Here is a 23089-nt window from a genome sequence, read left to right as displayed (position 1 = left end):
TGTAATTATTATAAATTTATAACGTCCTATTATATATTGGTTATAGGATATAATGGGTACTTTTGCAAGTAATTAACATTATTAACCCTCTATAATCTTTATATTTACATTAAACAAGCGTGGTACGAAAAGATATGAAAGCTAAACTAAATATAGTTTTTTTGTTGTGTATGGCAGGAGTGATACAGGCTCAGGTAGAAAGTTCTACCTCTTTACGTATTGACGCAAAAAGTGATTTAAAAACTGATAAGTACAGTTTGTCTACAGGGCTTCCAAAATCAGATTTCAATAGTAATATCCCGTTGTATACTGCACCAAAAGAGTTGAGTGAATATGGCCGTCGCAAACAAACATTTGATATGACTGGTAATGATGGCTTTTTTAAACCAGAAATTAAAGGCACTCCAAAGTGGTTTAAAAAAGATAAAGAAATAAAGGAAGAATATAAAAGTGATCAGTATCTTGGTGATTTCAAAAGTGATGGTAAATTTGTCAGATTGTTGTATAGAGATCATCAATTTGTTGATGGTGATATAGTGAGAATTTTTATTAATGATGATGTAATCGTACAAAGTGCATATCTTTCAGGAAAATTTCAAGGAATTTCAATCGATCTAATTAAAGGGTTCAATAAAATCGATATTCAGGCTCTTAATCAGGGTGAATCTGGACCTAATACTGCAGAATTTCATTTGTATGATGATCAAGGAAATTTACTTACCAGTAATGAATGGAATTTAACAAAAGGAGTTAAGGCTTCTCTAATTGTCGTAAAAGAATAATCAGTTTTTTTTTAAAAGTTGCATGCTCTTCTTTAGCAACTTGTTTTTCAATGTATTTTTATGTTAAGTGTAGTTATTTTATAATTTTTTATAAATATGCTGTGATTTTTTCTATGTATTAGTTACTAATAAGAAAAACATAAGCTTATATGGCCAAAGAGTATGAGTTTACTCAAATTATTAAAGATCATGAAGGTGTTATTTTTAAAATAACGACCATCTATACTAATAATCATGAAGATCAGAAAGATCTCTATCAAGAGATTGTCTATCAGTTGTGGAAATCATTTGACAATTTTAGAGGAGATTCAAAAATTAGTACATGGATGTATCGTGTAGGACTTAATACCGCAATTACCAGATTAAAAAAGGAGAAGCGAAAAGGAAATCAGATTGGAATTGATCAGGTGATCATGAAACAAACAGATCAATACGATACAGAATTTGAGGAACGATTAAAGATTCTTTATGCACATATACATGGTCTTAATGAATTGGAAAAAGGATTAATGTTATTGCTTTTAGAAGGAAAAAAATACGAGGAAATAGCAAGTATAACAGGTTTGTCTCCTAGCAATGTAGGTACCAAAATTTCGAGAATCAAACAAAGATTAAAGACACAAATTGTAAAAAAATAATGGGTATGGAATTAGAAGAAATGCAAGCAGTTTGGTCCCAAATGAGTGATCAGATAGAAAAACAAAAAAAATTAACGGATAAAATGATTATTATGATGACACAAGAGCAGTACAGAAAGAAATTGAATAAAATAGCATACCCGGAAATAATAGGAGCAGTCATTTGCTATAGTGTTGCAATATTGATCTTATTTAATCTCGAAAAACTAGATAATTGGTATTCATTAGTATCTGGATTAATATCAGTAGTTACACTTTTAGTATTACCTGTTTTATCTCTAAAATGGATAAGTAAAATGCGAAATATTAATATTTCTGGAAATAGCTATAAAGAAACATTGATTGAATATACTAAAGGGAAACAACGATTTAAAAAAAGTATGAAACTTGGATACTATTTAGGATTTGTACTCATGTTTGTTATTATGCCTGTTTCTTCAAAAATTATTAAAGGTAAAGATTTGTTTACAGAGACAAAATCTATTTGGCCAATAGTAATAGCCATTCCACTGGCAATTGTATTCTTTTTTGTTTTTACAAAATGGGTATATAAGTCTTATACTGGAAGTATGAATTCTGCAGAGGTACTAATTAAAGAACTTGAAGAAAAAGAATAAATTATTGTAAAATAAAAAGGGCTGTTTTTTACAGCCCTTTTAAATTTTAAAAATATTCAAACAAACAGATGTTTACGCTCCGCAACGTCCGTTGTTAGACCATCTTCCGTTAGATCCAAGAGTATATAAGAATCCGTTATAAGTTACTTTATCCCCTGCAGAATAATTATTATTTCTATTGTATTCTGAAACACCTTCACAGATATCTGCACTTACCGGTGTGTCAGTACATTCTGCAATTCTATTCCATCTTGTAAAATCTCTTTCGTATAAGAAACCTCTGTAGGTAACTTTATCGCCAACAGAATAGCTCTGACCTCTTACCCATGCGGCAATGCCTTCGCAAGGATTTACAGATGGATTTCCTCCACCACCTCCATCACCTGGATATGCGTTATTGGTTCCTTGGATATCCAAAGGAGAAATTGCAGCTCTTCTTCTAGGTAAAACGTTACCATTTAGATCTGTTATTGTAGGTTGACCATTTTTACTAAATGTATAGCTTCCGTACATCATAGTAGAATTAATGTCAAAATCTCTGGTAATTAGAGTTGCAGAATTACTTTTGAAAAACTGATCTTCTGCACCATCCTGAATATTATTGAAGTTGATAATAATATGATTATCTCTATCAGAACGATTTTGCTCATGGATATACCCTAAGGTATGTCCGATTTCATGGATAGTTACGACGGCACTAGTTCTCGATCCTAAACGAATAAAACCTCTAGAACCATTCATCCCTAATGTAGCAACCCCACAATTACAATTTCTACCATTACTGCTGATTGTTACATAATTAGACTCATTGGTACGTTCTTTAAAACGAACATTTGTCTTACTAGTCCATTCATCCATAGATTTTTGAAGCTCGTCTCTAACAAATTGATTTAATCCATTTTGGATAACATAAACAATGGTATTATTAGTCCATTTACGTACACCACCTCCAAGTCCAAGCTTTGCATTTACTTCATCAGTAGGTTCTTCTGTGTTAGAAACAGGGATAGCTGTGTCACTTAATTGATCTTCGAATAATCTAACATCAGTTCCTTGAAGGCTAAACGTGCCATCATTTTCTTTTTTCACACGAACACGTTCTCCTAAGAAAAACTTTTCTATAGTTTGTTCTTCTTGACTAGTGGGGTCTGTTGACTGATCAAATTCTTCATTTTTTTCGCAAGAAATAAATGATAGGGCAATGGCAAGAACACCAATTTTTAATCCATTTAATACTGTCTTTGTTTTCATTAAGTTTGATTTTGAGTTTATGACAATTAATAGTTTTACAAGTAGGTTAACTAGTCAAAAACTCATATTAGTGTTTAAGATGATGTTAAAAAAATTGTTAAAGTTTCTTAAAAAATGAAGGTATTGAAATTAAAAAAACCTGAATCTATGATCATGATTCAGGTTGTGAATGGCACTAATATATTCTTAACTAATTAGGAAATCCAGCCCTTTGATGTAGAATTTTTAGAAAACCACACTAAAAAGAGTGCAACAACTACAACAATAATAGGCATAATGATTCGTGCCCCGGATAATGGTATAAAATCTTGTAAAAAGAAATTATAAGTCGTTTGAGCAAGGACGCCAATGAGGGATAAAATAAGTAGGGTAGAAGCCCATTTTTTCTTAATCAATAGTGCTATACACCCCAAAGCGCCAGCAAATACGGCAATAGCAAATGCTGCTGTTACCCAAGCGGGTGTATTATTATAAAAATTCTGGTCAGCTTCTGGCAATGCCTTTAACGCTTCTTGTGTCATATATGCTTGACCAATATAGGCCATGACTCCCATAATATTCCATATAAGAGCCACAACAGCAATTATCCAGAACCATATGGGTGGTTTGTTTATTGTTTTCATAATTCATTGATATTAAGTTGTTTGTTTGTAACAATGTAATCAGAAACTGTGTGAATTACAAATTTGAGAAAACACTGGTCATAATTGATTTTTTGAGATTTGGTTCAAGAAGTTTATGGGTTTTAGTATTAAATGTTATCAAAATTATAAAATCTACAATCGTAATGAGTTTTTAACTAGATTCGCGCCTTCGAACAACGAACTCATTTTGCTCTTAAACCTAGTAATGAATATGTTGAAACCATTAATGAAAGAAAGGCTTATTCAGAAATATAGCCTTGATATGGGTGAGGTCTTTTTTTTTGAGAATTATCTAATTATTGAAGTCGCAGAAGGTATATGTTTTAATCACGAAAAAGCAACCGAACTCTCTCTGCTAACAAATTTACATTTTGGTAACCGTCCTTTTGGTTACATTTCTCATAGAATAAATTCATACTCTTTAAAACCTACGGATTATATGAAAATAAGGGAGGTGTTTCCAAATCTTGCAGTATTTGTGGTTGTTGCATATACTACTGCACAAGAAATTAGCGTAAAAATAGAAAGAATATTTTATCATGATAAGATAATGATATTTGAAACACTTGAAATGGCAGTAGCTTCGGTTAAGAAGTGTCTTGAGCTGGAAACGCAAGAGAAATAAATACCTGTTTAAGCGTTTTTATCTAAATAACTACTTAAGTTATCTAATGCACCATCCCAGAATTTCTCGTAAAATTTTAACCATTGATTTACTTCTTTAAGAGGGTTAGTATTTGCATAACAAAAACGCTCTCTACCTTTTGTTTTTATTCTAATCAAGTTAGCATCTTCTAAAGTTTTTAAATGCTTGGTAACTCCCTGGCGACTAATATTGAATTGCCCTGATATTTGAGTAATAGGCAGGGCAGTAGCAGCTACTACCAGAGCATGAAAAATTTCACGTCTGGTAGGATCAGCTATAGCTTTTAATATCTTAGTGATTTTATCTTGCATGGACATCTTGTTTTAAATATTTTGATAGGCCAGAAATATAGTTATCCCAACCTCCATTAAAACTAGTAAACATTGTAACGGCATTTTCTCCCAAGTAATTTGAAATTCCAGAATGCTCAAGCAATAACTTTGTACCTTCTTCGGTTTTCTCGAGTTCCCATTTTACAGTAGTTTCAATATTGGTTTCAGCCACAATCCAGGTATAAATAAGAGTATAGGGGTTAGCTTTCTTTACTTCTCCGGTAATTTGGGAACAGTTTTGCTCCTCGGGAGCTGTAAAAGTGTATTTATAACCTGGTTCTGCTTTAAAATCGGCTTCAATAAACCAGTTAGAAATTTGTTCTTGTTTGGTAATAGCATTCCAAACATTATCTATAGAATGATTAAGTATATGTTCTTTACGAATTACATCTTTCATCTTAATTATTTTTATTGATTAAACAATGTATAGCAAAATGATATCAATGCGCAACTATATAGTTGCAAATATAAAGATATTTTTCAAATACGCAACTTTTTGGTTGCGCAAATGACCTGTTTTCATTCCATATTTATTTCAAAACTATTGGTAATTTATTAAAAATGGAATATTTTGTAGCTATGGAAAGTATAATGAATTATTTCGAAACGATACCTTCGTCACATCGCAGTTTAATATTGGTAGGAGGAATTACATTTTTCTGGTTAGTTGAATATGCCGTGCCATTATTTAAATTTAAGTATAAGAAGTTTAAGCATGCCTGGCCTAATATTTTCTTTACGTTAACCACCATCGTTATAAATTTTGTTTTAGCTTTTATTCTATTAAAAACCAGTGATTGGACAGTTGCAAATAAATTTGGAGTGATTCAATGGTTAGGTTTACCTCTTTGGGCTTCTGTATTACTGGGTGTAGCTTTATTGGATCTTATAGGTGCATGGTTAGCTCATTATGTAGAACATATGGTAAAACCATTATGGATGTTCCATTTGGTTCATCATACAGATCATCATGTAGATACCACAACAGCAAATAGACATCATCCAGGAGAAAGTATTATTCGTTTTGTATTCACTACGCTTGCTGTACTTATAGTGGGAGCTCCTGTAGGGATAATCATGTTATATCAATCTCTATCAGTTGTATTATCTCAATTTAATCATGCCAATATATCGTTACCTAAAAAAGTTGATGATATCATAAGCTGGGTTATCGTTTCTCCTGATATGCATAAAGTACACCATCATTACGTACTTCCATATACAGATACAAACTATGGGAATATTTTTTCTATTTGGGATAGAATTTTTGGAACATTTGCCAAAATAAGAAAAGATGATTTGATTTATGGAGTAGATACTTATCCTGATGTAGGCGCTAATTCAAATATAGGAAAACTCTTAAAACTCCCCTTTTTGGGATATAGACCACCTACAGTGAAAAAAGTTAAAAAAAGCAATTCTTAATTTGGTTTTCAATTTACTATTTATGAAAGAGTTATGCGTGATATTCTTTTTTTTAATTTCAACCACCATACTTTGGTCTCAGGGTAAATTTTCGGCATACGATATTAAACCAGACAAAGAGTTTGAAAATGTATTGGTTAAAAAAATATTTACTGATCCTCATACTTCTACCTTTGTCATATGGATTAAAAACGAAGTAAAACCACATCAACATTTGAAACATACCGAACAAGTTTTTATACTTGAAGGGAAGGCTAATGTCTGGTTAAATAAGGAAGAAATTGTTGTGCAAGCTGGAGATTGGATAACTATACCAGAAAAGACAATTCATGCGGTTAAGGTGATTTCTGAAACCCCTTTGAAAGTTATTTCAATTCAAACTCCAGAATTCAAGGGAAAAGACAGGGTCTTTATAGAGTAAATAGAGACATCATATCATAATAACCTTAAGTAAAATATTCCTGATCATATTTTTCTTCTAAAACACAAACTTTTCATAAAATAGATAGTTTCAACGTTATTTAGAGGTATTTTGAATACTTAAATACTGTAAAAGTGATGATTATGAAACGATCTATGCGATTTTTGATATTTTCAATTTTAGTTTTGGGAATGGACCTATGTTCTGCTCAGTATAAACAAAAAGATTGGGAAGAGAGAGATACGTGGATGAACGTACCAGAATTATTAAAATTAACAGGAGTAACAACAGGAAGTGTCGTAGCAGATATTGGTTCTCATGAAGGATATCTTACCATTCACTTGTCTAAACAAGTTAATAAAGCGGGTAAAGTTTATGCTGTAGATGTCAGAAAAGATCGATTAGAACAATTGGACAAACATCTGGAGGAAAGAAAAATTACTAATGTAAAAACAATATTGGGTGATTATGATAATCCAAAATTACCTAAACAATCATTGGATGTAGTTATTGTTATGGATACCTATCATGAAATCGATGATTATATGAAGGTGCTAGATCATATTAAAACATCACTTAAACCAGATGGACGTATTATGATTTTGGAAAAATTTAAAAGCCATGTTCGTAATAAATCCAGAGAAGAACAAACGGATGAACATACAATATCTTTAAGATTTGTAAAATCTGAATTAGAAAAGGCTGGTTTTTCAATTTCTAAAGAAATTAAAGATTTTGGGAATTGGAAAAATGAATCGAATAAAAAAATGTGGATACTAGTCGGGATAGTGCGTTAAATGAAGATTATGAGATTTCAATTTTATATCCGACCCCATGAACATTGATTATTTTTACAGACGGATCTGTATTTAGTTTTTTTCTTAGTTTAGAAATAAACATATCCAGACTACGGCCAACAACTATCCCATGATCTTCCCAGACTTCTTTAATCAATCGTTCTCTTTTAATAAGTTGATTAGGATTTTGGCTAAAGATCTTTAAAATTTCAGACTCTTTAGAAGTTAAGTTTATTTGGCTTTTTTCTATTTTTAATAACTGTAGTTCATAATAGAATTTAAATTTCCCTAATTCTATGCCGGTTGTAGCATTTATGGAATTATTCTTCTTTTTTCTAAAAAATATAAATCCTGTTGAAAGTGATACCAAAAGAAGTACTAAAGCAGAAATTGGATATATTTTAGAACCAGATGCGGATTCTTTTATTAAAAAAAGGACCCGTATTTTATAACAACTAGAAGGTAGTGTTCTTCCAGAACATGGAATAATATCATTTTCCTTTGGCCCCATAATTTGATAGCTATAAGCAACCTCTTTGATACTACAATCAATTACCTCAATTATATAATCTTCTGGTAAGTTAGAAGCACTAAAAGTGGATTTGATAGAATGAACTAAAACATCAGGTTCGATATATAATTCGTTTTGAAAAGAAACAATATATTCATAATCCTTAACCTCTTTTACAGGTAATATAAGAGAAGTAGAATCATTCTCAGCAAGTAATAATGTATTACCAATATCTCGCAAAGCAATTTTGACTCTTTCAGAAAAATAAGAAGGGTTTTCTTTTTGATAAAAACCAGATAAAATTAACGATCCAAAAATTATGAATAATAACCCAAATAATTTTCTATGATTTTGTTTGATATTATAGCTAAAAAACTTCAATTAGTATCAATTTTACATTTAAGTTACACTTTTTTACAATCCTTTTAAAAGCTTAAGGTAGCTCCAATTCTATATTTAACTTTCATTAATAACTTCAAACAAAATAACATAAAAATGAAAGTAACCCATAAAAAATACATAAAGAATTTTATAGCACTACTTATGATAAGTTTATTAGTCATAGTAACATCATGTGGCAATAATACAGATGATAATAAAAGAATGATTACAACATCTTCTGGTTTACAATATAAAATTCTAAAAGAAGGTAGTGGAGGAGTCGTACAAAAAGGACAGGAAATACATATTCATGAAACTACAAAATATACGAATGGTTCTTTGGTTTTTTCTTCTAGAAATTTGACAAACCCAATTAAAATTTTGGTAGGAGGTAATCAGGTTATTAAGGGGCTTGATGAAGGAATATTGGGGATGAAAGTAGGAGAGGTTAGAAAATTAATTGTTCCACCAGAACTCAGTAAGAGAATGGGGAATATAACTTTTCCTCATCCGGATTCAACATTAGTATATGAGGTAGAATTAATAGATATCGTACAAAAAAATAAGTTTGTCGCAGAAAACAAAGTTTTTATTGATACAGTTGCCAGTACAATTAATTGGAGAGGCTTTTATGCTTTGAAAACAGGAGATCATTTTGGTACAATAAAATTGAAAGAAGGAGAATTTTACACAGAAAATAACAGAATCATTGGAGGAGAATTTTACATTGATATGAATTCAATTGTGAATACTGATGGTAAGTACAACGAGATGTTGGTGGATCACTTAAAAAATTCTGATTTTTTTGAAGTACATGTTTATCCAATATCAAAATTGAAAATCATTGGTATTGAATATATTACTACTTCAAAAGTTAACATTACAGCGAACTTAACCATAAAAGGTATTAAGCAACCAGTTAATTTTATTGCAGAAATTGAAAATAAGAATAATCAAACTATATTGAAATCTAAATTTAGTATAAATCGTACCAGATGGGATATAAACCATGCATCAGGAAGGTTTCATATTCACCTCACTGATCAAATGATATCAGATGATATAGAATTCGATGTGGTTTTATATTCAGAAACAGGTAAGTCATCCTGTTAAAACTGGCTCTAATTTTTTTATTTCAGTTTCTGTGAAGATTCGGGATTTTGTTACGAATCTTATTCCCATAGGAATTTCAAGAGAAAAGCTAGCTCCTCTGCCAGGTATAACATCTATTGTAAGTTGCGTATGTTTCCAGTATTCAAATTGATCGCTAGACATATAAAAATCACACCCATGAATTACTCCAAGTAATACATCGGTTTCATTAATCATTAATTCGCCCTTAGGGAAACACATGGGAGATGATCCATCACAGCATCCTCCGCTCTGATGGAACATTAACTCTCCATGTTCTGTACTAAGGGTGTCGATTACAGCTTTTGCTGCATCGGTAATCTTAACACGTAAAATCATATTATCTAATTTTAGAAAAAGCCCATCGCTTTTTTATCATAAGAGATCAACATATTTTTGGTTTGACGATAATGATTAAGCATCATTTTATGGTTTTCTCGTCCAATACCAGATTTCTTATATCCTCCAAAAGGAGCATGTGCAGGATATGTATGGTAGCAATTCACCCAAACACGTCCGGCTTTTACAGCTCTAGAAATTTGATAAGCCTGATGTGTATCTCTTGTCCAAACTCCAGCACCTAATCCATAGAGTGTATCATTTGCAATTTCAATTGCTTCTGCTTCATTTTTGAACGTAGTTACACATGCTACAGGACCAAAAATCTCTTCCTGGAATACACGCATTTTATTATTACCTTTTAGTAATGTAGGTTTTACATAATATCCATGTTCCAGCCCTTCAATATAAGCAGATTCTCCACCCGTTAATACTTCACAACCTTCATCTTTCCCAATATTGATATAATTAATGACTTTTTCAAATTGATCATTAGATGCTTGTGCCCCCATCATAGTTTGAGGATCTAGGGGATGTCCTAGTTTAATAGATTCAGTACGTTCTATTACACGTTCTATAAACTTGTCATATATACTTTCCTGTATTAGAATTCTGGATGGACATGTGCATACCTCTCCTTGATTAAGGGCAAACATAACCGCACCTTCAATCGCCTTATCAAAGAAATCATCATCAGCATCCATAATACTTTCAAAAAAGATATTTGGTGATTTTCCTCCAAGTTCTAAAGTAACAGGAGTAATGTTTTTAGAAGCATACTGCATTATTAGTTGTCCAGTTGTGGTTTCACCTGTAAATGCTACTTTATTTATACGAGGGCTTGACGCTAAAGGTTTACCAGCTTCAGCTCCAAATCCATTAACTACATTAAGTACGCCATCAGGCAACACACCTTCAATTAGTTCCATTAAAAGCATAATACCAACCGGAGTTTGCTCTGCAGGTTTAAGAACAATACAATTCCCTGCTGCTAAAGCAGGGGCAACTTTCCATGTTGCCATTAATATTGGAAAATTCCACGGTATTATCTGACCAACAACTCCCAGAGGTTCCTGAACATTTAGACTTACTGTACTTGAATCTAATTCACTTACAGAACCTTCTTCTGCACGAATTACACCAGCAAAATACCTAAAATGATCTATTGCCAAAGGTAAATCAGCTGCCAATGTTTCTCGTATTGCTTTTCCATTATCCCAGGTTTCTGCACGAGCTAATACTTCAAGATTTTCTTCTAATGTTGATGCAATTTTTAATAAACAATTACTACGATAAGTTACTGAAGAGTTATTCCATTCTGGAGCTGCAGACCATGCAGCATCAATTGCCAGTTCAATATCTTCACTGGTAGAACGAGCTATTTTTGTAAAACTAGTTCCATCAACGGGAGAGATGTTGTCAAAATATTGCCCTTTTACGGGTGCTACCCATTTTCCGCCAATATAATTTTCATATTGACTTTTAAAGTTGGGTTTTTCCATTTTACTTTTAGGAGATGCTTGTGAGATACTCATAATTTAAGAATTAAGGTTTTTAAGTAATAAAAATGTGTGTATTTTGTCTAAAGGTGTAACTTGTTGACAAGAAGAGGTCTATCCTTAAATATACGGTATTTTTATTAATCTGCTTAACGAGTTGTCGTTAATATTTTGTTGTATATTTTTAAAAGAATTGCTAAGTAACAGAACGTAAAACTTACAGGTGTTTTATTGCCTTTAGTTGATACATTATTACACTACTCTTTTATAATAATTTTATACAATTACCTTATTTTTATATTCAAGCTAAAGCATATATGATAATGATAGACATTGATTTGAAAGGAAAAACTATTCTAGTTACCGGAGCTTCTAATGGAATAGGAAAAGAAGGAGCTGAGTTTTTAATGAAAATGGGAGCAAGAGTGGCTGTACATTTCAATACGAATAAAAAAGCTGCCGAAACGCTGGTTAGCTTATATCCTCATACAGGATCAAAAACTTTTGGAGCTGATATTTCTATAGAAGAAGATATCTATAAACTTTTTGATGATGTTTGCCATGAATTTGGAAAAATTGATGTTATTATACTAAATGCGGCAGTGTTTCTACCTCATTCTATTCAAAAGAATGCTAAGGATTGGTTTTCGGTCTGGAAAAAAACTATGGATGTTAATCTAAACTCTGTAGGGCTGCTTACTAAATTAGGCATAGATCACTTCATTAAAAATGGAGAAGGAAGATTTATATATATAGCAAGTAGAGCAGTATTTAGAGGAGAAACAGAAGAATACTTAGCATATGCAGCCTCCAAAGGAGGAATGGTTTCCTTAGCCAGAAGTATTGCTCGATCTTTTGGGAAACAAAACATTAAATCCTTTATTATTGCTCCCGGATTTACACGTACACAAATGGCTGAAAACTTTATTGCAAATCATGGTGAACAAAAGGTTCTGAATGAAATTGCACTTAATGAACTTACAAAACCAAAAGATCTAACCCCATTGATTGGATTGATGTGTTCGGGGTTAATGGATCATGCCACAGGTGCAACCATTGATATGAATGCAGGAAGCCATATTAGATAGGTCCAGTTGTTTTAATAAAGAAAAAGAATATAAATACATCCTAAAATGCTGGTTTTAAGAGTGATTACTCCTTTGATATCGGTGTTTCTATTGAATTGTTATTGAATTTATAGTATCTTTAGATTACCAATTTATTACGCATTTTATTAAATCAATAATTAACTCAATTTAAATCACTCTTAAAACCGATGAAAAACACATTCTTATTAGTGCTTTTGGTGTCATGCACCATGAGCATCTCTCTTGTTGCACAAAAAAGTAACAAAGAACTCGCCAACGAATACCTTACTATTAAGGGGGAAGTAATTTTTAGCTTTGAAGTAAAAAACAAAGCAGAATTAAGCACAATTACCAAAGAACTATCTATTGTACATTATGATGATGCTAACAATATTGTAAAAGTAATGGCCAATAAAAATCAGTTTTCTTCATTTTTAAAGAAAGAAATCAGTTTTACCATTACTACAGAAGATAATATTGTTGGAGAAAGATTAATGACTTCTGATCTTGCAGTGAAAGCAACTAGTTATCCGCTTACAGCGTATCCAACATATGCTGATTATGTAACTATGATGAATGAGTTTGCAACCGATAATCCTTCTATGTGTAAAGTAGAAAATATTGGAGCCACAACAGAAGGAGATAAATCCATATTATTTGTAAAATTATCTGATAATGTTGATCTTAATGAACAAGAACCAAGGGTAATGTATACATCCTCTATGCATGGAGATGAAATTGCTGGATATCCAATGATGCTAAATCTAATTGATTATTTACTTGATGCATACAAGGATACAAGTCATCCAAAACATGCAGAAATTAAAGATCTTCTTGATAATAACGAAGTTTGGATTAATCCATTAGCAAATCCAGATGGGACCTATAGAAATAGTCCAAATAACACATCTGTAGCAAATGCAACTAGAGGAAATGCAAATAATGTGGATCTAAATAGAAATTATCCTGATCCAGATGATGGAGTGAATCCGGATGGTAATGTACATCAAATAGAAACACTTGCTTTCATGAATTTTGCCGCATCCAAACATTTTGTATTATCTGCTAATTTTCATGGGGGAATAGAATTGATTAATTATCCTTGGGATACGTATGCAGGAGCTCACCCTGATCAGGATTATTTTATTCATGTTTCTGAAGAATATAGAGATTTATGTCAAGCTAATAGCCCTGCTGGATATTTTGATGCTTTGAATAACGGAATTACCAATGGTTTTGCCTGGTATGAAGTACAAGGAGGAAGACAAGATTATCAGATTTATAATCATAAAGGAAGAGAAGTAACCGTTGAGTTATCAGATAATAAAACCCCGGCTGCTAGTCAGTTGGTAAATTTTTGGAATTATAATCGAGATGCTCTTATTGCATTTTTAAAACAGGTAAATTATGGGATACACGGCGTGGTTACTGATGCCGTTACTAACCAGCCTATCGAAGCAAAAGTAACTGTAAAAGGACGTGAGAGTTATGAATCATGGGTACCTACAGAACTGCCAGAAGGAGATTATTATAGACCAATAAAAGCGGGGACATATGATATTTTATATGAAGCAGAATGCTATGAATCGGTTACATTAACTGGTGTTACCGTAGCAGATTATGCTACAGTCATTAAAGATGTTCAATTAACACCAATTGGGGGAGTGGCACCTACTGGATTAGTTGCTTCAAATATTCAAACCACAACGGCTACGCTAAGTTGGAGTGCTAATTCTGGAGCTACTTTTGATGTGAGATATCGTGAGACCGGAACTACAAACTGGACAACTTTATCATCTGATACGAATACAATTAATATTACAGGATTAACACTTTCTACTGCTTATGAAGCGCAAGTAAGAAGTAACTGTGCAGGCGGAGCCAGTTCTCCGTACGGAACATTAATTAATTTTACAACTACAGACGCACAACCTTGTACAGGAATAAGTAACTTTCCTTATAATGAGAGTTTTGAAACTAGTATAGGAGTATGGATCAATGAAACTGGAGATGGTATTGATTGGACCCGTGATTCTGGAGGTACACCTTCATCTTCAACAGGTCCTTCTGCAGCACAAGATGGTTCTTTTTATCTGTATACAGAGGCTTCTGGTAATTCTAATAATAAGACAGCACTTCTTACAAGTCCTTGTATTGATTTGGCTTCACTTTCGGGTGTTTCTTTAGAATTTGGATATCATATGTATGGATCTAATATGGGAAGCATGGAGGTTTTAGCAAGTACAGATGATGGTGTTAATTATACTTCAATCTGGACAAAAAGTGGAGATGCGGGAAATACCTGGAATCAAGCATCAGTTGATTTGTCTGTTTATGCCGGATCGGTTATCAAATTACAATTTAAAGGAACTACAGGATCAAGTTTCAGAAGTGATATGGCTATAGATAACCTTGTGATACGATCTTCTGCACCAGATACTGAGTCACCTTCAACACCAACATCACTTACTGCAGGAGCAATTACAGGAACTACTGTAAGCCTTTTCTGGAATGCATCTACAGATAATATTGGAGTTTCCGGATATGAAATATATCAAGGAACAACACTCATTACTACAGTTACAGGAACCAGTCATGTGGTATCAGGTTTATCACCAAACACTGCATATACTTTTTCAGTTAAAGCCAGAGACGCTGCAGGAAATACTTCTTCATCAAGTGATATTATTAACGTGACCACAGTAGAAACCACAATTACGTATTGTACTTCTACAGGAACTAATGTCAGCTTTGAATATATTGACTATGTTGAAATAGGAGGTATTGCAAATTCAACTGTGGCCAATGGAGGTTATGGAGATTTTACAAGCTTGGTAGGATCAATTGGTTATGGAGCCAATACCATTATATTAAGTGCAGGATTTGCTAATACAGCATATCGAGAACATTTTAGTGTTTGGATAGACTATAATCAAGATGGTGTTTTTGATACTACAGAACAGATAGTCTCAAATTCATCAAATAGTAGTGCTAATCAATCCTTTAATTTTGATGTTCCTAATACTGCTTCTTCGGGTAATACCAGAATGAGAGTATCTATGAAATATAGTACAGCTTCAGGAGCTTGTGATACATTTACCTATGGAGAAGTAGAAGACTATACAATAAATATTGGTACGTCAACCCTTTCTAAAGAGAATAACCTTACTCAATTAGGAATAAATGATATGTTTTTGTATCCAAATCCGATAGAGCAAGGTGTACTATTTATAAAAGGTATACATCAGAAAGATGTAGCGTTTAGAATTGTAAATTATATTGGTCAAACTGTGATGAGGGATAAGTTATCAGAAGACAATATTAATGTGACAAATTTACCTGAAGGAATGTATATCTTAGAAGTAAATACAGGTCAAAAGACTATTGCAAAAAGATTTATCATTCATAAATAATTTTAAATATATATACATAATATCAAAAGCTTCCGAAAGCATATGTTTCGGAAGCTTTTTAATTTTCTTAGTATCACTATTTATATTTTTTTTAGCTCTATACTTCTAATAGTGTAACTCACGATTAACAGAAAAGCTGAGACTATGGTTATTGCCATAAGATATGCATGGTGATGATGTAATCCTCCATAGTAATCTGTAAATGGTATAGCATTAATGTTGGTATAAGTAAGCATAAAAAATATGATTTCGAATAACTTTTTTCCATTACTTAAAATTCCTAATACAACTGCAAGAGAAACAATAAATACACCTCCTAATAAAATCGTTGTAATATGAGCAAAATCAAGTAGTATCAAATACCTTACCAGCAATGGTGTGGCTAATAAAAGCGCTAATAAAATCCCTGATATCACTTGAGATAGAAGAAGTCTTCTAAGTGGTCGGTACGAAGCAAAAGTAAAGAAGTGTGTATTAAAGTTTTTTTCTTTGGTTACTAAAGAAGACCATCTGCTTACCTGAAGAAACCAAAGTATAGGTAATATGATTTGATGTGCGACAGATAGAGGAGCAAAACAAAGCGATAACACTCCTATGATGTTAAGTACCCATAACCATTTATGTCCGCTTCTTACAAGCAATACAAATTCGGTTTTTATTAATGGTAAAACCCTGAAAGACTTTTCAATTTTTGGTAGTTTCGAAATATTAATATCACTTTTAATCACAGTTTTTAATACATTTTCTATCTTTTTGGGTTGAAAACGTTCTTTAATTTTGAATCTATGAAAAAATATAGAAGCAAAACCTAATAAAAACAGACCTAATCCCATCCATGCCAATCGGCTTAGAAGAAATGATCCGGGAAAATGAATTCCTTCAAAAGGAAAGTATTTGGTTTTTGAAATATTTCCCAAAGCATATCCAATAGATAACCCTGATGTATTCTCTATATTTGAAATTTCCCGCACTGATTCTTCCATTTGGTCCAGAATAATTCTGGTGCCAAAGATATCCCATCCAAATTCTTTGGTTCCAAAATTGTCATTAACCAGTATTAGTGAAAAAAGAAAGAAAAATAGTATATTTTGTAGTACGGGAATACGTCCTAAAAAAACTTCAAAGAAAACTGCTAGTACAGAAATAAAGAGTAACGAAGGTAGTACTATAACGGCGTAAGGAATAATAAACTGGAGTATTTTAAAAGAGTAACCAGTACTGTATATAAAAAAAAGTAAAATACTCATTATAAATATAATGAACGCGATTGTAGACAGGATTAAAAAGTTTCCAATGGCTTTAGATAATAGGTATTGAAAATTAGAAATCTTAGTAGTTGCTATAATTTGTCCTATTTTACTGGATATATCTTTTTTAATTCCACTATTAACCAAATAAAATCCTACTAGAGAAAGAAAGATGCTTGTCATTATAGCGGTTACATAGCCGATCCATTCTGAGTTATAGTAACCTTGATAATCACCAATACGTATGGTAGAATACGTAGCATCAGGAGGTGGAATAAAAGTATACGCTATGGCTAAACTAATACATAATGTAATTAGGAATGGATAACTACGCGTTCGTTGCAGATAGTCAGATTTTAGTAAGATTATAAACTTTTTCATGTCTTTATTATCTTTTAGTTAGGTATAGATACGCATCTTCAAGGGTTGCTTGACATAGTTTGCTATCTTTTGGGTTTTCCTCGGAAATATAACGCACGATAATATTTTCCTTTTTGCGAATTGTATTTAAGATTACATGGTTAGCACTAAAACCAGATATTGCTTCTTTGGTAATGGTAGTTTCATATACTTTGTCTTTAATCGAATCAACAATTGTATTTTGGGATGCTTTGGTAAGTAGTTGCCCATCTTTCATTATTGCAACTTCGTCTGCAATGGTATCAATATCAGAAACAATATGAGAGGACAGAATAACGATACAGTCATTTGCTAATTCTGAGATTAGATTTCTAAAACGTACACGTTCTTCTGGATCCAAACCAACAGTAGGCTCATCAAATAATACTATTTTAGGATGATTGAGCAATGCTTGTGCAATTCCGATACGTTGTTTCATACCTCCAGAATAATTTCCTATAGGTTTTTTTGCAACTTCTGTTAAATTTAATCCTTCTAATAAAAGAGCAATCCTTTTTTTTAATTGTGTGCCTCCAATACCTTTTAATGCGGCCATATACTCAAGAAATTCATAGGCATTTAAGTTTGGATATACTCCAAAATCCTGCGGAAGATACCCTAATTGTTTACGCATATAGTTTGGATCTTTAATAATATTGTTTTTGTTTAAATGTATAGCCCCGTTAGTAGGTTTACTTATGGTCGCAATCATTTTTAGTAAGGTGGATTTTCCTGCTCCATTAGGACCTAATAGTCCTAGAATTCCTTTTTCAATACTAAGGCTGTAATCTTTTAATCCGTATTTTTTTCCGCTGTATTTTTTGGATACGTTTTGTATATCTAATTTCATCTTTGCTATTTTTAAGGTTAATGTGTAGATGTACTATTTGGTTACTCTTTTTAATTCTGCTTTAAAACTATCTTGTCTAAAGGTGATGATGCTTTTATCTGTTGGTTTTCTTTGTAATCTCACACCGACTTTGACATCATATAGTGTATTAATATCTTCATAGGCCAGAAGGACTTTTTGGCCTTGAATGAGCATGTACATTTCATTATTTTCTGCAACGATCTCCAATTTTGCATTGGCTTCAACCAGATTATATTCTCCCACAAAATCTTTAAAATCAGCAACTATATTTTGATTTAATGATGTAGTTACTTTTTTACTATTAGAATAATCTAACATATCCTTTTGTATGGATGCTTTGAAGGGAATACTACGATTGTTACTAAATAATAGAACCAAGTTTTTAGTTGTTGGATCATATGTGTTTCTAAAAGCGTATCCAATGTTATTTCCTCCATGACCATAATGTATTGTGTTATCATGAGTATAGGTCATTAGCCCTAGTCCATATTTTTCTTCTGCAGAAGGAAGCATTTTATTTACGGTTTCTTTTTTTAGAAGGATTTCAGTTTCAAATAGACCAGTATAGAATTTTTCCATGTCAAAAAGGGTAGAAGCAATACTTCCGGCAGAGAATGCATAATCAGCAAAAAAACGATAATCCAAAAGCTCATATACGTCCTTGTTTTTATCGTATGGTCGAGCTAAATTTTTAATTGTTTTAGAGACATAAGGGTAAGAATCATCCATTTGTAATGGAATAAAAATTCGCTCCCTTAATAAATCAAAGTAGTCCTTATCTGTTACTTTTTCTATAATTTTTCCAAGGAGAATATAGTTAGAGTTACAATATGAATAATGACCAACCATTGACGGATCACTTTTTGGAAATTTATTTAATACATTTTTACGATAAACAGAGTCCTTGGTAGCATAAAAATACACTCGAGTATCTCTACCAACAATTTCACCAAGACCACTTTGGTGTTTCAATAATGATTCAATGGTAAGCGAACCATCAACATTTTTAATAGGAGAGAGATAAGCACCAATACTGTCTGTAAGTTGTAATGTTCCTTTTTCCTCCTCTTGTAGTATTAGTATCGCGGTAAATGTTTTTGTAGCACTCCCCACATTAAAAACGGTATTACCATTTAGATCAAAATTTCCTAGACTTGTCGTTTCTGTATTGTTATTTTTTTTAATCAGAATTCCCACCCCTTTGTTTTCTTGTTTAAGTTTTGTGGTATATTTATTTGTAATAGATGATAAGGTTTGTTCTTGAGCAGATATAGCATTGAATATGGCTAAACAAGCAAGGATAACATATAATATTAAATTTTGGATGGTTTTCATAATGATTGATTTTTGAATTAATACATTTCAAAAGTCATGTTAAAACCATACATAAAAAATAAAGAGTGACCAATGGATTGATTTTGATGATCAATAGGAGTAAAACCTCGATAGTGACCTTAATCAGCAAATTAGATATGTTCACAAGGAAAAGACTTCCTTTCATCATTAATATAAGTGTTTTCGAAGCATTTTCTAGTATTTTTGGGAGCAATTAAATAAAAAACATGTCTAAACTAGATCGATTTATAGATAACAAATTTGTACAAAATATAGTCGTATGGATTTTTATCATGTTAATACTCGCGATGTCTATACAAGCAGAAAATAGACTTCTTACGGCTGTTTTTGCTGTACTGTTTTTGATTTTCCCAGTATATATAAACAATCTCAAAATAGTTCCTTTGTTTAACAGAAAAAATAAACTATTGGGAATATTGTTGTTCTGTTTAAATGCATTTGTTTTTAGTAGTATTGCTGTATATTTTATGAGTAATTATTTTGAAAAGTTTGAATGGCGTATGCTATACAATCTATTTTCAGTTATGATTTTGGCATTGCTTTTTAGCACTGCTATAAAAATTGCTAAAGACAGTTTTATACGTAGACAAGAGATAAAAGATGCTGAATTAAAATTACTTAAGGCACAATTAAATCCTCATTTTTTGTTTAATACTTTAAATAATTTGTATGGATTATCTGTAGTAAATTCTAATAAATTACCTGATTTGATGCTCAAATTATCAGACTTACTCAGGTATAGTTTATATGATACTAAAGAACAAGTAGTTCCTTTACAAAAAGAAATTCAATATCTGCAAAACTATATATCTTTAGAACGGATACGTTTAGAAGACAAAACAAATATAGTTCTAAATGTTCCTTCTGATACGGGAGCTTTATATATAGCCCCAATGCTATTAATAGTATTTGTAGAGAATGCATTTAAACATTTGGGAGTTTCTAAAAAAGATGAAAATAGAGTAATGATTGACTTGCAACTTAATGAAAGGGAATTAATGTTTATTTGTAAAAATACTATCGATACATCTGAAAATCTTGAGTCTGATTTAGAACAAGGGAAAAGCGGAATCGGTTTGGAAAATGCAAAAAAACGTTTGAATTTAATATACCAAGACAGGTATATACTTGACATAAATGAAGGAGAGGAAGAATATAATGTCCAATTAACATTACAACTTTAAATGAAACTATTAAAATGTATTATCGCAGATGATGAGCCTATTGCTCGTCAGATCTTAGAAAATTATATTGGACAAGTCCCAAATTTGGAATTAATAGCATCTTGTAAAGATGCTTTTGAGGTAATGGAGTTATTGCAGAAACAAATGGTTGATATTTTATTTTTGGATATTAATATGCCAAAATTATCAGGATTGAGTTTATTGAAAACGATGATAGACCGTCCAGAAGTCATTATTACAACAGCGTATCCAGAATTTGCTTTAGAAGGATTTGAATTATCGGTAACTGATTATTTGTTAAAACCTTTCTCATTAGAACGTTTTATACAGGCAGTACTAAAAACTCAAAAAAAGAATACTGTAGAAAATGATGTAAAAATCATTTCAGAGAAAGAGGAGCCACCTAAAGCTATTTTTGTAAAAAGTGACAAGAGACTCATAAAAATACGTTTTGAGGACATTCAATATATAGAAGCTTATGGAAATTATATTAAGATTTTTACTGATACTATGGTGTTAACCCCTAATACATTATCTGATTTTTATGAGAAACTCCCGAAAGAGAATTTTATTAGAATTCATAAATCTTTTGTGATTAATTTCAACGAATTAAAATTGATAGAAGGGAATCAACTTATACTTAATAGTACTAAGGTTTTACCGATAGGAAAATCATATAGAAAACTAGTACTAGATAAAATAGACGGAATATGATATTATTACATCTTTTAAAAATAACAAAAACTTCATTGATTTCTATTTTAATAATACTATTTGGGTATTCTAATATTAATGCTCAAAAAGATACTTACCCTAGTTATATAATAAGAGCTTTTGAGAATAAAGAAAATATTGAATCTTTAAGTTTTGATAAATGGGAACCCTCAGTAATACCAGATTCTATAGGAGTTTTTAGCAATTTAAAAGATCTAAAAATATTTAGAAACCAACTTAGCGAATTACCAGAATCAATAGGGGAGCTAATCAATTTAGAAATATTCTTTATTTATGAAACTAACCTTAAAGAAATACCGCAGTCATTTACTAAACTCATCAAATTAAAAGATTTAAGAATTACACATGGTAAAATAAAAGAAATATCATATTTGATGAGATTAAAAGAATTGAGAACACTTGATCTTGCAAATAACAATATAACCCATGTACCAAAAGAGATTGGGGGTTTGAATCATTTATATTGGTTAGAATTTCATAATAATAAACTGACTTATCTTCCTGAATCTATAGGGAAACTTACAGAATTAGAGATGTTAAGGGTGAACAAAAATAAATTAAAAAGATTGCCAGAATCCATTGGCAATTTAAAAAATCTGGAAATGCTCGAACTTTATAAAAATAAGCTTCGCGATTTACCGGATTCGTTTAAAAATCTGACCAGTCTCAAAAGACTATATTTAATAGATAATAAGTTCGATGCTTTGCCTACCGTAATTGGAGATTTAAAAACCTTGCAATCACTTAGTATTGGAGGGTTAGGGCTAAAGACTGTTCCTGAATTTATTGAAAATCTAACAAATTTAAAATCAATAGGTTTAGAAAGAAATAAATTAAAAGAATTTCCAGAAGTAGTGAGTACGTTAGAAAATTTAGAAACTCTGGTTCTCAATCAAAATAAGATAAAAACTTTACCACAATCATTAGCAAAGCTCACTAAACTAAAGAAATTATATGTATTGGATATAAAATTAGATAGTTTTCCTAATGCAGTTAGTCAGCTAAAAAATTTGGAGTTTTTGATGCTTAATGAAAATAGTATAAAAAGTTTACCACAATCTTTAACAAACCTAACGAAACTTGAGGAGATATATTTATCAGATACAAAATTAGATGTTTTTCCAGAAGTTATAAAAGATATGGAGATGTTAGAAGAACTAGATCTAAGTAAAAATAACTTAAGTAACATTCCAGGTTTAATAGGTAATTTAAAAAATTTAGAGGTATTAATTCTTAACAAAAATAAATTAAGAAATTTACCAGAGACGATTAAACATTTAGTGAATTTAAAAAGACTAGAGATAACTCATAATAAGCTTACAGAAGAAGAGAAACAGAAAATAAAACAATTATTGCCAGAATCTTGTAAGATTTATTTTTAA

Annotated in this window: 23 protein-coding genes; 13 read left to right on the top strand and 10 right to left on the bottom strand. The window is 31.5% G+C overall.

What is annotated here, in order from left to right; all coding sequences use genetic code 11:
* Positions 1 to 134 precede the first annotated feature (134 nt).
* The 3 genes from DK442_RS18845 (at position 135) to DK442_RS18835 (ending at position 2037) form a co-directional block, all read left to right on the top strand.
* On the top strand, positions 135 to 782 hold the full coding sequence (locus DK442_RS18845; protein ID WP_109437447.1) for a hypothetical protein: 648 nt from the start codon (positions 135 to 137) through the stop codon (positions 780 to 782).
* 149 nt (positions 783 to 931) lie between these two features.
* The gene (locus tag DK442_RS18840) at positions 932 to 1420 is read left to right on the top strand and encodes an RNA polymerase sigma factor (protein ID WP_109437446.1); all 489 of its coding nucleotides are present in this window, start codon (positions 932 to 934) and stop codon (positions 1418 to 1420) included.
* 5 nt (positions 1421 to 1425) lie between these two features.
* Entirely contained in the window at positions 1426 to 2037 is a 612-nt protein-coding gene (locus DK442_RS18835) for a hypothetical protein (protein WP_160114263.1), read from the top strand.
* Between the two features lie 72 nt (positions 2038 to 2109).
* Here the strand turns inward: DK442_RS18835 and DK442_RS18830 are convergent, their stop codons facing one another.
* A complete protein-coding gene (locus DK442_RS18830) occupies positions 2110 to 3288 on the bottom strand; it encodes a M12 family metallopeptidase (protein WP_109437444.1) in 1179 nt (392 codons plus the stop codon).
* A gap of 194 nt (positions 3289 to 3482) precedes the next feature.
* Entirely contained in the window at positions 3483 to 3911 is a 429-nt protein-coding gene (locus DK442_RS18825; RefSeq protein ID WP_109437443.1) for a hypothetical protein, read from the bottom strand.
* Positions 3912 to 4143: 232 nt separating this feature from the next.
* Between DK442_RS18825 and DK442_RS18820 the strand changes: the two genes are divergently transcribed.
* Complete coding sequence (locus tag DK442_RS18820) at positions 4144 to 4557, top strand: hypothetical protein (protein ID WP_143915055.1); 414 nt, start codon at positions 4144 to 4146, stop codon at positions 4555 to 4557.
* 8 nt (positions 4558 to 4565) lie between these two features.
* Here DK442_RS18820 and DK442_RS18815 read toward each other — a convergent pair whose 3' ends face one another.
* Positions 4566 to 4889, bottom strand: coding sequence for a helix-turn-helix transcriptional regulator (locus DK442_RS18815; protein ID WP_109437441.1), 324 nt, complete (start codon positions 4887 to 4889; stop codon positions 4566 to 4568).
* Positions 4879 to 5307, bottom strand: a complete 429-nt coding sequence (locus DK442_RS18810) for an SRPBCC domain-containing protein (RefSeq protein WP_109437440.1) — start codon at positions 5305 to 5307, stop codon at positions 4879 to 4881. The genes DK442_RS18815 and DK442_RS18810 overlap by 11 nt, the downstream gene beginning before the upstream one ends.
* Before the next feature lie 182 nt (positions 5308 to 5489).
* Between DK442_RS18810 and DK442_RS18805 the strand changes: the two genes are divergently transcribed.
* From DK442_RS18805 to DK442_RS18795, 3 genes are all read left to right on the top strand, one after another.
* Entirely contained in the window at positions 5490 to 6335 is an 846-nt protein-coding gene (locus tag DK442_RS18805) for a sterol desaturase family protein (RefSeq protein WP_109437854.1), read from the top strand.
* Positions 6336 to 6357: 22 nt separating this feature from the next.
* A complete protein-coding gene (locus DK442_RS18800) occupies positions 6358 to 6756 on the top strand; it encodes a cupin domain-containing protein (RefSeq protein ID WP_109437439.1) in 399 nt (132 codons plus the stop codon).
* A gap of 143 nt (positions 6757 to 6899) precedes the next feature.
* Entirely contained in the window at positions 6900 to 7553 is a 654-nt protein-coding gene (locus DK442_RS18795) for a class I SAM-dependent methyltransferase (RefSeq protein ID WP_235010991.1), read from the top strand.
* Between the two features lie 7 nt (positions 7554 to 7560).
* On the opposite strand, the gene DK442_RS18790 is transcribed toward DK442_RS18795, so the two are convergent.
* Positions 7561 to 8445 carry a helix-turn-helix domain-containing protein gene (locus tag DK442_RS18790; RefSeq protein ID WP_109437438.1) on the bottom strand — a complete coding sequence of 295 codons (885 nt, stop codon included), beginning with the start codon at positions 8443 to 8445 and terminating at the stop codon, positions 7561 to 7563.
* 114 nt (positions 8446 to 8559) lie between these two features.
* Here DK442_RS18790 and DK442_RS18785 point away from each other — a divergent pair, with 114 nt between their 5' ends.
* Complete coding sequence (locus DK442_RS18785) at positions 8560 to 9558, top strand: YceI family protein (protein WP_109437437.1); 999 nt, start codon at positions 8560 to 8562, stop codon at positions 9556 to 9558.
* Here DK442_RS18785 and DK442_RS18780 read toward each other — a convergent pair.
* The gene (locus DK442_RS18780) at positions 9547 to 9915 is read right to left on the bottom strand and encodes a DUF779 domain-containing protein (RefSeq protein WP_109437436.1); all 369 of its coding nucleotides are present in this window, start codon (positions 9913 to 9915) and stop codon (positions 9547 to 9549) included. The genes DK442_RS18785 and DK442_RS18780 overlap by 12 nt on opposite strands.
* Before the next feature lie 11 nt (positions 9916 to 9926).
* The gene (locus DK442_RS18775) at positions 9927 to 11450 is read right to left on the bottom strand and encodes an aldehyde dehydrogenase family protein (RefSeq protein WP_109437435.1); all 1524 of its coding nucleotides are present in this window, start codon (positions 11448 to 11450) and stop codon (positions 9927 to 9929) included.
* Between the two features lie 287 nt (positions 11451 to 11737).
* On the opposite strand from DK442_RS18775, the gene DK442_RS18770 reads away from it, so the two are divergent.
* Together DK442_RS18770 and DK442_RS18765 are read left to right on the top strand one after the other, a co-directional pair.
* Positions 11738 to 12502: an SDR family NAD(P)-dependent oxidoreductase gene (locus tag DK442_RS18770; protein ID WP_235010990.1), complete on the top strand. Its 765-nt coding sequence runs from the start codon at positions 11738 to 11740 to the stop codon at positions 12500 to 12502.
* A gap of 188 nt (positions 12503 to 12690) precedes the next feature.
* Positions 12691 to 15915, top strand: coding sequence for a M14 family zinc carboxypeptidase (locus tag DK442_RS18765; RefSeq protein ID WP_109437433.1), 3225 nt, complete (start codon positions 12691 to 12693; stop codon positions 15913 to 15915).
* 80 nt (positions 15916 to 15995) lie between these two features.
* On the opposite strand, the gene DK442_RS18760 is transcribed toward DK442_RS18765, so the two are convergent.
* From DK442_RS18760 to DK442_RS18750, 3 genes are read right to left on the bottom strand one after another with little or no spacing between them, the layout of a single operon-like run.
* Positions 15996 to 17543: a hypothetical protein gene (locus DK442_RS18760; RefSeq protein WP_109437432.1), complete on the bottom strand. Its 1548-nt coding sequence runs from the start codon at positions 17541 to 17543 to the stop codon at positions 15996 to 15998.
* Between the two features lie 7 nt (positions 17544 to 17550).
* Positions 17551 to 18411 carry an ABC transporter ATP-binding protein gene (locus DK442_RS18755; RefSeq protein ID WP_109437431.1) on the bottom strand — a complete coding sequence of 287 codons (861 nt, stop codon included), beginning with the start codon at positions 18409 to 18411 and terminating at the stop codon, positions 17551 to 17553.
* Between the two features lie 33 nt (positions 18412 to 18444).
* Positions 18445 to 19767, bottom strand: coding sequence for a serine hydrolase (locus DK442_RS18750; RefSeq protein WP_109437430.1), 1323 nt, complete (start codon positions 19765 to 19767; stop codon positions 18445 to 18447).
* Between the two features lie 227 nt (positions 19768 to 19994).
* Between DK442_RS18750 and DK442_RS18745 the strand changes: the two genes are divergently transcribed.
* Genes DK442_RS18745 through DK442_RS18735 form a run of 3 tightly spaced genes read left to right on the top strand, consistent with a single transcriptional unit; the run spans position 19995 to position 23089 of the window.
* Positions 19995 to 20972 (top strand): sensor histidine kinase, encoded by a 978-nt coding sequence (locus DK442_RS18745; protein WP_109437429.1) that lies wholly within the window; start codon positions 19995 to 19997, stop codon positions 20970 to 20972.
* Entirely contained in the window at positions 20973 to 21686 is a 714-nt protein-coding gene (locus DK442_RS18740; RefSeq protein WP_109437428.1) for a LytTR family DNA-binding domain-containing protein, read from the top strand.
* Positions 21683 to 23089, top strand: coding sequence for a leucine-rich repeat domain-containing protein (locus DK442_RS18735; protein WP_109437427.1), 1407 nt, complete (start codon positions 21683 to 21685; stop codon positions 23087 to 23089). The genes DK442_RS18740 and DK442_RS18735 overlap by 4 nt, the downstream gene beginning before the upstream one ends.

This window comes from Aquimarina sp. AU119, assembly GCF_900312735.1.
Lineage (GTDB): Bacteria > Bacteroidota > Bacteroidia > Flavobacteriales > Flavobacteriaceae > Aquimarina > Aquimarina algiphila.
The sequence above is the reverse complement of the archived record's forward strand: the minus strand, read 5'-3'. Positions and strand labels throughout refer to the sequence as shown.